Source organism: Abditibacteriota bacterium, from assembly GCA_017552965.1.
Classification (GTDB): domain Bacteria; phylum Armatimonadota; class UBA5829; order UBA5829; family UBA5829; genus RGIG7931.
Genome location: JAFZNQ010000087.1, coordinates 1 through 12,137, shown reverse-complemented (window position 1 = coordinate 12,137; position 12,137 = coordinate 1). Strand labels below are relative to the sequence as shown.

7 protein-coding genes are annotated in these 12,137 nt (G+C 59.9%); 3 read left to right on the top strand and 4 right to left on the bottom strand.

The window, feature by feature from the left end; genetic code table 11:
• Positions 1-237 precede the first annotated feature (237 nt).
• Genes IK083_07550 through IK083_07540 form a run of 3 tightly spaced genes read right to left on the bottom strand, consistent with a single transcriptional unit; the run spans position 238 to position 4,519 of the window.
• Positions 238-1,299 (bottom strand): Gfo/Idh/MocA family oxidoreductase, encoded by a 1,062-nt coding sequence (locus IK083_07550; protein ID MBR4749406.1) that lies wholly within the window; start codon positions 1,297-1,299, stop codon positions 238-240.
• Positions 1,296-2,321: an alcohol dehydrogenase catalytic domain-containing protein gene (locus IK083_07545; protein MBR4749405.1), complete on the bottom strand. Its 1,026-nt coding sequence runs from the start codon at positions 2,319-2,321 to the stop codon at positions 1,296-1,298. The genes IK083_07550 and IK083_07545 overlap by 4 nt, the downstream gene beginning before the upstream one ends.
• Positions 2,322-2,338: 17 nt before the next feature.
• Positions 2,339-4,519, bottom strand: coding sequence for a family 14 glycosylhydrolase (locus tag IK083_07540; protein MBR4749404.1), 2,181 nt, complete (start codon positions 4,517-4,519; stop codon positions 2,339-2,341).
• A 226-nt stretch (positions 4,520-4,745) separates the two neighbouring features.
• Here IK083_07540 and IK083_07535 point away from each other — a divergent pair, with 226 nt between their 5' ends.
• The 3 genes from IK083_07535 (at position 4,746) to IK083_07525 (ending at position 11,686) form a co-directional block, all read left to right on the top strand.
• A complete protein-coding gene (locus IK083_07535; GenBank protein ID MBR4749403.1) occupies positions 4,746-6,821 on the top strand; it encodes a hypothetical protein in 2,076 nt (691 codons plus the stop codon).
• Between the two features lie 343 nt (positions 6,822-7,164).
• Complete coding sequence (locus IK083_07530) at positions 7,165-9,240, top strand: hypothetical protein (protein MBR4749402.1); 2,076 nt, start codon at positions 7,165-7,167, stop codon at positions 9,238-9,240.
• Between the two features lie 535 nt (positions 9,241-9,775).
• Positions 9,776-11,686 (top strand): leucine-rich repeat domain-containing protein, encoded by a 1,911-nt coding sequence (locus tag IK083_07525; protein ID MBR4749401.1) that lies wholly within the window; start codon positions 9,776-9,778, stop codon positions 11,684-11,686.
• A gap of 159 nt (positions 11,687-11,845) precedes the next feature.
• Here IK083_07525 and IK083_07520 read toward each other — a convergent pair.
• A partial coding sequence (locus IK083_07520; protein ID MBR4749400.1) for a hypothetical protein occupies positions 11,846-12,137 on the bottom strand: 292 nt, incomplete at its 5' end.

Below are 12,137 nucleotides of genomic sequence, written 5' to 3'. Positions count from 1 at the left end.
TCTTTATTATACCACAAAACCCGGGGCTTTGGGCCCCCCGCAGCCCTTCTGCGGGGGCAAATCAGCCGCCCGACCTCCCCCGGAGGGCCTGTCCTTCCGTTACAGGGGATCTCTTACCGGTTTCGCTTGCGCTCACCGCCGAAATGACTTGCAGACTGACCGCCGAAATGGCGCTCATTGCTGCAAGCCCCGCAGGCGCTTTGCTGCAAGCGCCTGCGGGGCTGTGTTATCGGCTGCCTATTTCCGGGGCATGGCCTTGTCAAAGGCGATCTGCACCTTGTCGCCGGTGCGGGAAGCCAGCTTGACCGCGTCTATCATCACGTCGGCCACGTAGCCGTCCCAGCCGTCCACCGCAGGGGCCTTGCCCTCGGCGACGCGCTTCACTTCTTCTATCTCGTGGAGGGTGAAGGAGTTCACCGCCTCGTATCTGTATTCGGTGTATTCGCCGGTCACGGCGTCCAGCCAGGAGACCCGGGCCGCATTGTTTTCCGGCTTGTGCCACAGAGGGGTCTTCACTATCACGGCGCCGTCCGGGGTGTTGATGCGTATCTCCTCATCCCAGCCGTTTTGCTCAAAGCCGCCCTTGGCGTATTCGTGCCAGTAGGCTTCGAAGTGGGCCACGGCTCCGTTTTCAAACCAGAAGAGGGCGTTGGCGTCTCTGTCAAAGTCGTCGCTGCCGGGGACCGTATCCAGCTGACCGGCGCAGGCCGTGGGCAGTCCGCAGAAGAAGTGCAGCAGGTCCATGATGTGGCTGCCGCCGCACACTACCACGCCTCCGCCCATATAGTCCCGGAGAAAATCACCGGTGGCCTTTTGCTGAGAGGGGTCTCCCAGATAGAGGCCCGGGAAGGGCTGGTAGGTCTTGGCATACACCGACACTATCCTTCTGCCCTTCAGCAGCTCCTCCGCCTTTTGCACGGCCGGGAAAAAGCGCTTCATGTAGCCCGTGGACAAAAAGGCCTTCTTTTCCTCGGCAAAAAGGCACATGTCCAGAGCGTCGGCGGCGTTCATGCCCAGGGTCTTCTCGCATATCACGGCCTTGCCTGCCGCGATGGCTGCCTTCACCACCTCGTTGTGCAGACTGGTGAGGGTGCACACCGCCACCACAGACACCTCCGGGTCCGCCAGCACGTCTCTGTAGTCCGCGGTAGTCTTTGAGCCGGGATACAAGGCCTGATAGGCCCCGGATCTCGCCGGGTCTATGTCGCAAAACCAGCCCAGCTCGCAGCCGGCTTCCCTGAATCCGTCAACGTGGAACTTTGAGATAGTCCCGCAGCCAATAACTCCTGCTTTCATCATATCTTCTCCTCGATACCCGAATTGTCGTTTACCACCACCACCTTCATGGCGTGGTCCTTGTCGCTCCTGAGCTTGTCAAAGGCCGCCTTGTAGTTGCTCAGCTTGTACACGCCCGTCACTATCCTGCTGCCGTCTATGACCCCCGCCCGCATGAGCTTGTGCACCCAGGGGAAGAAGGTGGCCGGCGAAGCAAAGGAGCTCCTGAGCTGCAGCCTGTTGAAATGTATGATGCCCGTGTCCAGAGGCACCGTGTTGCCGTCCCTGAAATTGCTGCCCAAAAAGGCTATATAGCCGCCGTAGCGGGCCCTGAGGATGCAGGCGGGCAGCAGCTGGGGGACAGCCGTCAGCAATATCTTGCCAAAGGTCTCCTCCGAGGGCATGTCGTCAATGCTTGCGTAGGCCACGTCGGCTCCCGAATCCATGGCCATCTGCCGCCTGTTTTCGTGGCGGTCCACCACCGCCACGCGGCCGGCAGTGATCTTGCGGGCTATCTGCAGGGCCATAAAGCCGATGGGGCCCATGCCCACTATCAGCACGTCGTCGGTGATCTGCACCTCGGCGGTCTTTACCAGGTCAAAGGACACGCCGGCAGGCTCGCTCAGCACGGCGGTCAGGGGGTCTATGTCGTTGCACACCACCAGGCTCCTGGCGGGCACCACCGTCATTTCGGCAAAGCCCTGGGCGTAGCCGTTGGAGCTGGTCTTCAGATTGCGGCACAGGTCCACGCGCTCGTTGCGGCAGTCGTCGCACACTCCGCAAAAGGTGGAGGACTCCGCCGTCACCCGGTCGCCGGGCTTCACGTTGTCCACGGCGCCGCCCACCTCGCGCACCACGCCCACGTATTCGTGGCCCAGGGCGGTGTAGCCGTTGGGGGACAGGCAGGCCGATATCTCCATGTCATAGCCGCATATGCCGCAGGCTATGATCTCCACCAGAGCCTCGTCCGCCTTGAGGGCGGGCAGCTCCACGTTTCGCAGCTCGTAGTTGAACGGGCTTTTGACAAACACACTGTTTACTCTCATAATATACCTTGTTCCTTTTAGAATTCGAATTCCTTCATGTCGTGGGCGGGCACGGAGCAGAGCTTGGTCTTGCCCTCCATGGTGATCTGCACCGACGCCTCAAAGCCGTTTTGGTTGAACACCAGGGCCTTGCGGGGGCCCACCCGGCTGACAAACACGTTCTTCACGCAGGGGTATCTGCACTCTCCCCGCTCTTCGAGGACCCGGTTTACCGCCTGTTGCAGGGCGGCAAAGTCCGGCACCACGGTAAGGCCCGGTATCTCTGCCGGCCGGCCGGAGACCGTGACAGGCGACTTGCAGTCCAGAGCGAACACCCGTCCGCCCTCACGGACAAAGCGGCCTATGTTCCGCAGGTCTTCCTCCTCAAACACCGTGGCGTTCCACAGCACCAGGACAGACATGCCCTCCAGGATGCCGTCCGAGACAGTCTGCGAATCGGCTATGGTGACGTCTGCCATATTGCGCATGAGGGGTATGGTCCGGGACATGTAGGCGCCCAGGTCCAGATACAGAGAGAGGTCCCTGTCGGGATACCACAGAGCCACGTTCCTTATGGGCTTGTAGCCCTTGTTCAGATAGGGCAGCAGCTCCAGCTGCCTGTCCATATACTCCTGCGAGGCCAGGCCGTTGTGGTCAAAGTCAAAGTACTGCTTCACGCCGCAGGTGGCCGCTCCGAAGACCCTGGCGGTCACGCCGTTCACGTCCACCTTGTCCCCTGGCTCAAAGCCGCAGGGGGCTCCGTAGAGACGGCACGAGTCGGACATATAGCGGTTGCCGGTCACGTTGAAGGTGTATTCGGACATCTCGTTGGTGATCCTCACCCCGGCTCCGCGCTGCGCCGCCAGCTTGGCTATGTGGGAGAACAGGCAGCCCTGCTCCGGGGAGGAATGGCCTCCCACCGCCAGATAGACGGGAGTGTCTGTGAATATGCCGTCGGATATGTCCAGCCACCTTGAGGCCAGCCGCTCCATACTGTCACGGTACCAGTCCACCAGGTCATACCATCTGCGCCGGGTCTCGGGAGTGAGGGCGTCAAAATAGGCGTCCTTGCTCTTCTCGTCCTCAAAGGGCATCAGCTCCTCGTCAAAGGAGGCAAAGTCCGTGTGCCAGGCGGCGTTCAGCCGGGAGACGGAGCCGTATTTTTTCTGCATGGACGCGGCAAAATCCCTGCGGGCCAGAGGGTCTCCGCACCAGTAGCCCGGATGGGTGTGATAGTCCCCGTTGACGGCGAAGGTCCAGGGCACGCCCCAGTAAGGGTAGATGGTCTCGCCGAAGTCTCCCGAGATGCCGAATTCCACGCTGTAGAGTATGTCCCTGTATCTCGCGTAAAAGGCCTCCAAAAAGCTCCGGATGTGGCTGTCGATGGCCGTGTTCCACACGCTCTCTATCTTGGTCTCCTCGCCGTGCTCCAGGCACACAGCCCCCACGTGCTCCGGGGAAGCCAGATACCAGGCCGGAGTGGCGCAGGAAGGGCCGGCCGCTATAAAGGCCTGCAGCTTGAAGCCCCACTCTCTCAGGAGCTCCGCCTGCCTGTCCCAGTAGGTCCAGTCGTATTCGCCGGTGCTCTTTTCTATGCCGCCCCAGGTGATATAGCTCTGGACCACGTCCACCTTCTGCCGCCTGTAAACGGGAGCCTTGGCATAGGACAGGTCGTTGCCCATCACGTATTCCGCGCCCTGAGGCCGGCGGAATTCATAGAGGGGCCGGACCGGCTCCGGCTTTCCCTTGTTTTCCGTGAGAGTGACGGAGCTTATAAAGACCCGGTTTTTGGGCATAAAGCTGTCGAAGCGCCAGTCGTTGATGACCAGCCTCACGTCGCAGCCCTCGTGCATGGCGCCGCGGGGCTCAAAGCGGGGCAAGGGCACCGTGACCCGGGTCCACTCCCCCTCCCGGCAGGTAAAGCCGGCTCCGGTGAAATGGTCGCCGTTGGAAGAATTGTACTGCACGTCCACCCCACAGGGGGTGTCGGCGTAGTATTCTATGGCCAGGGCGGGCTCTGCGGGCACGGCGCTTCTGTCCGTCAGTCTGTAATACAGATACCGCATGCCCGGCTTGTCGGCCAGCGCCACGGCCCGCCGGCCGGCTTTGTCCGCCGTCACGTATTCGCCGTCCTCGTCCACGGTCTCCGGGACGAAGTCCTGTCCGAAGGAGGCGGCGGCCAGCAGCAGCAGGGCCGCCGCGATCAAAATAGCTTTCATAAGGGACTCCCCGATGTATTCATCATCAATATACCCTATCCGGAGCTTTTTGTCAATGAGGCCGGAGAGCATTTTTTGTGTTTTTTTGCGGAAGAAGGGCCGCCGGCGGCCTTTATTTGCTATAATGAAAGTGACCCCCGCGGGTCAATATTCTTATAGCATGGAGCAAAACTTGAAACCAAGCCTTTTGTTGTGTATTATCTTTATTTTTATAGGAGCATTTTCAATGTCACTGCAAGCAGACACAGTCACTGCGAACCTGAACGGTCTTGAGATGACCTTTGACAAGGCCACCGGCAGCATTCTCGCCATGGAATATGCGGGCAAGACCATCCTGAAGGCAGACCCCGCCAATGCGTCCATCATAGACGTGGCTTACCCCATACCCGAGTTTGAGCCTCTGAGGCTGGCCTCCCGTTTTTCCGAGGGAGCCCAGATCTCCGTGACCGAGGGCAAGGTGGTGGTGAGCTGGGACCGGCTGGGAGCCAGCCGCGCCAAATTTGCCCCCGAGGGCGACGTCAGCGCCGCCGTCATCTTTGAAGCCCTGCCCGACGGCAGAAGCATCTCCGCCGTGTGCAAGGTGGACAACAAGTCCGAAAAGCCCGTAGAGCAGGTCATATTCCCCGACTTTGCCGGACTGCAGCCCTTTGAGGGCGACTTTGACACCATACTGAAGCACACCGCCGGCTATCTGCGGCCCTTTATCGAGCTGAAGATGGACGAAGGGCGCAAGTCCACCCAGTACTGCATGGACGGCGCCAACAGCCAGACCCAGTTCAGCTTCGGCGGCATGTTCCGCACCGCCCCTCTGAGATGGCTGGACTACGGCGGCTACGGCGGCGGCATCTCCATGTTCCCCAAACTGTGGGGCTGGGACGCCCAGATCCCCGTCCGCGTGCATCTGGCCGACTCGGAAAAGGAAGCCCGCCTCTTGATGCTGAATACACAGACCATAGAGCCCGGCGCAAGCTTCGTCAGCGCCGAGTGGGTGCTCACCCCCCACACCAGCGGCTGGGCGAAGGGCATCGAGGTATTCAGAGAATTTGCGCAGAAGAAGCACCACCGCAAGTATCCCCTGGCCAAGCATATCGCCGAGGCCGTGGGCTTCCGCAGCATCTGGATGGCCACCGGCTGGGGCTTTGACGAAATGGACGCCCAGTGGCGGATAAAGGATATGCCCGCCCTGGCCAAAGAGTCCGCCGAATACGGCTTGACCGAGATCAACGCCTGGGGCTGGACCGAGACCTGCTTCGAAACTCCCATACGCATCAACAGACAGGTGGGCACCGAGAAGGATATGTTTGCCCTGAAGGACTGCTACGAAAAATACGGCTGCTACTTCACCCCCTTCGTCAGCGTGCTGCTGCAAAACCCGGAGTCGGCCAAAAAGTGGAACGCCACCGGCAACCCGGACAACTGGACCCAGGGACAGGAGACTATCCCCCAGTTCCAGCCCTCCTACAGCCACGCGGGCGAAGCCCTCTACGTAGGCCCCGCCAGCGCCGCCTGGAAGGACAGCGTGTACGAAGACCTGTCCAAATATATCGACGCGGGCCTGGCCAACGTGAGCTGGGACCAGTTCTGGAATGACAACCCGGACAAGCAGATGTTTGACCTGGCCCGGCGCATTATCGACCGCAGCAAGTCCGTGGACCCCGACAGCTCCTTCTCCGGCGAAGAGCTGTGGACCATGGAGTTTGACGTGGAGCTGCTGGACTACACCTGGGACTGGGGCGGCCACAACGGCTATGACGCCTTCAACAGCGTGTTCAAGTATCCCCGCATCAACGTGAACAACTCCGGCGACGCCAAAAAGGCCAAAAACACCTTTATCATGAACAACCTGGTGAACGCCATGCCCCGCAAGCTGGAGCACCCCTCCGGCAACATCTACGCCACCGGCCTCAACGGCAACGACTGGATGAAAAACCATCCCGACCTGGGCGCAGCCCTGAAGCACTGCAAGGCCATCAAGGACAAGTGGATGCCTTATTTCACCGAAGGCACCTTTATAAGCGACTGCCTGCAGACCCGGGCCTCCAGCTGGGTGAGCATGGGCGCCTATATCTACAACGACTCCGTGGTCATGCCCGTCATGAACAACCGGGAAGACCCCAGAATACTGGAGCTTTACTATGACCTGGTCCCCTGGATCGGCGAAGCCGACTCCTACACCATGGAGGTCTATGACGAGACCCTGCATCTCATCGACACACAGACCATACAGCCCGGCGAATTCAAGGTGACCACACCCGAGCTGAAGTCCGCCGACATGCTGATCTACTGTTTCAGGAAGAACTAAAGAGTCCCCCGGGACACACAGGGCTCCGCAAAGCGCGCTTTGCGGAGCCCTCTTTTCACCCCGGCCCGCCGGAGCAGGCGCGGCCCGCTATCGTCATCCCGGCCATACATTGCTCCCGCTTGCGGGAGAGGGCAAATGTGAGGACCCTGGCCTTTGACCGCAGCTGACAGGGAACCACCGGGAGTTTTTTGTCAATGACAGGACAAATCTTTCGCAGGCGGGGCCGAAGGCGGCTGTGATTTGGTATAATGATAGTGACACCCGAGAGTCAATATCCATACAGCAAGGAGCGCGCCTTGAAGCCAAACCTTTTGATCATCATTTTTTAATAGGAGTATTTTCCATGTCACTGCAAGCAGACACAGTCACTGCGAACCTGAACGGTCTTGATATGACCTTTGACAAAGCCACGGGGAGCATCCTCTCCCTGGAATACGCCGGCAAGACCATGCTGAAGGCGGACCCGGCCAACGCGTCCATCATAGACGTGGCCTGGCCCGTGCCCGAATTCGAGCCTCTGCGCCTGGCCTCCCGTTTTTCCCAGGGGGCCCAGATCTCGGTGGAAGCGGACAAGGTAGTTGTGAGCTGGGACCGGCTGGGAGCCAGCCGCGCCAAATTTGCCCCCGAGGGCGACGTCAGCGCCGCCGTCATATTTGAAGCCCTGCCCGACGGCAGGAGCATTTCCGCCAGATGCAGGGTGGAAAACAAGTCCGAAAAGCCGGTGGAGCAGGTCATATTCCCCGACTTTGCCGGCCTGCAGCCCTTTGAGGGCGACTTTGACACCATACTGAGGCACACGGCCGGCTATCTGCGGCCCTTCATAGAGCTGAAGATGGACGAAGCCCGCAAGTGCCAGCAATACTGCATGGACGGTGCCAACGGCCAGACCCAGATGAGCTTTGGCGGCATGTTCCGCACCGCCCCTCTCCGGTGGCTGGACTACGGCGGCTATGGCGGCGGCATCTCCATGTTCCCCAAGCTGTGGGGCTGGGACGAGCAGATCCCCGTGCGGGTGCACCTGGCCAACTCCGAAAAGGAAGCCCGCCTGCTGATGCTGAACACCCGGACCATAGAGCCCGGCGCCCGCTTTGACAGCGCCGAGTGGATATTCACTCCCCACGCCAGCGGCTGGGCAAAGGGCATAGAGGTATTCCGCGAATACGCGCAGAAAAAGCATCACCGCCGCTATCCCCTGTCAAAGCATATCGCCGAGGCAGTGGGCATCCGCAGCATCTGGATGGCCATCGCCTGGGGCTATGACGAGCTGAGTCCCCAGTGGCGCATGAAGGATATGCGCGCCCTGGCCAAGGAGTCCGCCGAATACGGCCTGACGGAGATCAACGCCTGGAGCTGGACCGAAAACTGGTTTGAGACCCCCCTGAGGATCAACAGGCAGGTGGGCACCGAGCAGGAGATGTTTGCCCTGAAGGACTGCTACGAGAAATACGGCTGCTACTTCACCCCCTTCGTCAGCGTGCTGCTGCAGAATCCCGAGTCGGCCAAAAAGTGGAACGCCACCGGCAATCCGGACAACTGGACCCAGGGACAGGAGACCATCCCCCAGTTCCAGCCCTCCTACAGCCACAGGGGCGAAGCCCTTTACGTAGGCCCCGCCAGCGCCGCCTGGAAGGAAAGCGTGTATGAGGACCTGTCCAAATATATAGACGCGGGTCTGGCCAACGTGAGCTGGGACCAGTTCTGGAACGACAATCCCGAAAAGCAGCTGTTTGATCTGGCTGCGCGCCTCATCGACCGCAGCAAGTCCGTGGACCCCGACAGCTCTTTCTCCGGAGAAGAGCTGTGGAGCATGGAGCTGGACGTGGATCTGCTGGACTACACCTGGGACTGGGGCGGCCACAACGGCTACGACGCCTTCAACAGCGTGTTCAAGTATCCCCGCATCAACGTGAACAACTCCGGCGACGCCAAAAAGGCCAAAAACACCTTTATAGTGAACAATCTGGTGAACGCCATGCCCCGCAAGCTGGAGCACCCCACCGGCGACATCTACGCCACGGGCTTCAACGGCAATGACTGGATAAAAAACCATCCCGACCTGGGCGCAGCCCTGAAGCACTGCAAGGCCATCAAGGAAAAATGGATGCCTTATTTCACCGAAGGCACCTTTATCTCCGACTGCCTGCAGACCCGGGCCTCCAGCTGGGTGAGCATGGGAGCCTACATATACGACGATTCGGTGGTGATGCCTGTCATGAACAACAGGGACGATGCCAGAGTATTGGAGCTTTACTACGACCTGGTCCCCTGGATCGGAGAAGCCGCCTCCTACACCATGGAGGTCTATGACGAGACACTGCATCTCATCGACACCCAGACCATCGCCCCCGGGGAGTTCAAGGTAACCACACCCGAGCTGAAGTCCGCCGACATGCTGGTCTATTATTTCAAGAAGAACTGACGGGGTAATGCCCGGCGCGCCGGACGCTCGACGGACATGGCGCCGAATGTATAAGCAGGTCTGCCGCTTGGCAGACCTGCTTTTTGCGCCGGTGCGTCATTGTGCTTGCATTTAACGTCATATCGGCGGCGATGGCGCTTGCACCGTCGCCGGTAAGATATCTCCTTCGGAAGAAAGAAGCAGCCCCGCGTCATCCAGGCAAAATATCGGGGTCTCCGAAAAAACGCAGATTTTTGGGGTCAGAGATGGGGGGCCGTACAAGCGGGGAACAACGCCAGCTCTCTTCGTCATCTCGCCGTCCGTGTCACCGGACACGGAGGGTAAGAGATCCCCTTCGAAAGAAATGCCGGCCCCGGCACCTGACAGGACCAACGGGACAAAGGGGACGGGACCGCAGAAGGGACCGGCCAGAAAAAATAACGAAAATTATTGCGCGCAAGCCCCGAAACAGTGTTGCGATTTGTTTTTATATGGTATATAATAGTAGTGGCCGAATCAGACAACGGCTCAATTTTATAAAGGAGAATATTCTGCCATGAGCATCCGTGACAACGAATACGACATCAGGACCATCAAGGTCTTATCCGGCTGCGCCGGAGATCCCTGCTGCCCCGCGATCCCCTCAGACATCACCGTCATAGGCGACGGCGCCTTTGAGGGGCATAAGTCCCTGAGAGAGATCGTCATACCCGAAGGTGTGACCACGATAGGCAGCAGCGCCTTTAAGTGGTGCGAGTCACTTGAGTCTGTTATCATCCCCGACAGCGTGACCGAAATAGGAGACGGCGCCTTTTGCGGGTGCAGTTCCCTGAGAGAGATCGTCATACCAGAAGGCGTGACCACGATAGGCAGCAGCGCCTTTAAGTGGTGCGAGTCACTTGAGTCTGTTATCATCCCCGAAGGCGTGACAGCGATCAGAGACGGCGCCTTTTGCGGGTGCTGTTCCCTGAAAGAGATCGTCATACCCGAAGGCGTGACCACGATCGGCAGCAGCGCCTTTAAGCGTTGCGAGTCACTTGAGTCTGTTATCATCCCCGAAGGCGTGACCGCGATAGGCTGCGCCGCTTTTGAGGGCTGCGTCTCTCTGGACACGGTCTCCCTCCCGGGCGCCGTGAAAAAAATCGGCATCGGAGCCTTTGAGCGCTGCGAGTCCCTGAGAGAGATCGACATACCCGAGGGCGTGACCGAAATAAGCGACAGCGCCTTTGAGGACTGCAGCTCTCTGGCCTGGGTCACCATGCCGGACGGAGTGACGAAAATAGGAGACCGGGCCTTTGCCGGCTGCAGCTCCCTCGCAGGCACCTTCTGCCTCGACACGGTTACGAGCATAGGACAAAACGCCTTTGCCGGCTGCAGCTCCCTGTCACAGTTCTTCCTTGACGTATTCAGCGAGCCCGTAATAGGAGACGGCGCTTTTGCCGGCTGCGAGTCACTGGAGGACGTCTCTCTGCCCGACGACACAAAGATCGGCGCCGGCGCTTTTGCCGACGCGCCGGGCATACCTTTTTCCCTGTGCATCGAACAAGGCGTGCTGATGTCCTACAACGGCGTCTGTCCGGAGCAGCTCATGGTGTCATCGATCGTGACGAAAATTGGAGACGGCGCCTTTGCCGGCTGCAAGACCCTGGAGGAGCTCATCCTGTGCGACGGGGTGAAGTCCATAGGAGAGAGCGCCTTTGAGGAGTGCGCATCTCTGGCCCGGATCACCATACCGGGCTCTGTGGAACTGATAGGAGCCGACGCCTTTTCGGGCTGCAGGTCTCTGAAAAGGATCGACATCTGCGGCGGCGCAGCCGAAATAGACAACCGCGCCTTTCGCGGGTGCAGCGCTCTCACCGACATACGCATTCCCGACGGAATAACCATGGGTCATCACACTTTTGCCGACGTCCCGGGCGTCCCGTTTTCGCTGTGTATCGAAGATGACGAGCTGGCGTATTACAGCGGCGTCTGCCCGGAAAAAGTGACCATTCCGCCGACTGTGAGGACCATAGGCTTCGACGCCTTTTCGGGCTGCAGGTCCCTCACGGAGATCGTCATCCCCGAAGGCGTGACCGCCATAGAAGCCTTCGCCTTTGAGGGCTGCGAGAGCCTCGCAGAGGCGTCCGTTCCCGACAGTGTGACATCCATAGAAGCCTCCGCCTTTGAGGGCTGCCGGTCACTCCGGAAGATAGCCCTGCCCCGGGGATTGACCGCGATAGAAGGCTCGGCTTTTCGCGGGTGCGGCTCCCTCACCGGGATATCCATTCCCGACGGAGTGACCACCATAGAAGACTTTGCCTTTTCGGGCTGCGAGGCTCTGAAAGAGGCCGTCATCCCCGGCTCCGTGACCTGTATAGAAGACGGCGCCTTTGTGGAGTGCGGGGCTCTGACTTTCGTCACCGACGCCCCCGCCGCCATAGAATACGCCGCGGAGCGCGGCATACCGGTCAGACCGCTGGGATAACACGGCCATCCTCCGGCGGCGGGTCCGGCGCGATGAAAATGCGCTGCGGCAGGCAAGGCCTGCCGAAGCGCATATTTTATCAAGCCATTCGCGGCAGAACAAAAGCCTTATTGACTGCCTCCCCCGTGCGGCTGGTCCGCGGCCCGGGCTCTGGCCCGCTCAGTCCTTCTTTTTCAGGGTCCCCTCTTCCAGCACCTCTGTATCAAACTTGTAGGTGTCGGGAGTGTCGCCGGTCTCTATGGTCCTGATGATCTTGTATTTTCCGGTGTCTCTGTCTATCTCCAGCAGGTTTTCGGGCTCCACCGGCACGCCCATCAGCCTCGCAGCCTTTGCGTCCAGCTTCCGCCCCAGCCGGGTGCGTTCGCTGCCTTCGCCCTTCAGATAAGCGTTTCTCGCTTCCAGGGCTTTGGGGGTAAAGTGCTCCTTCACCCATTTTTCGTGGCCGGCGCCG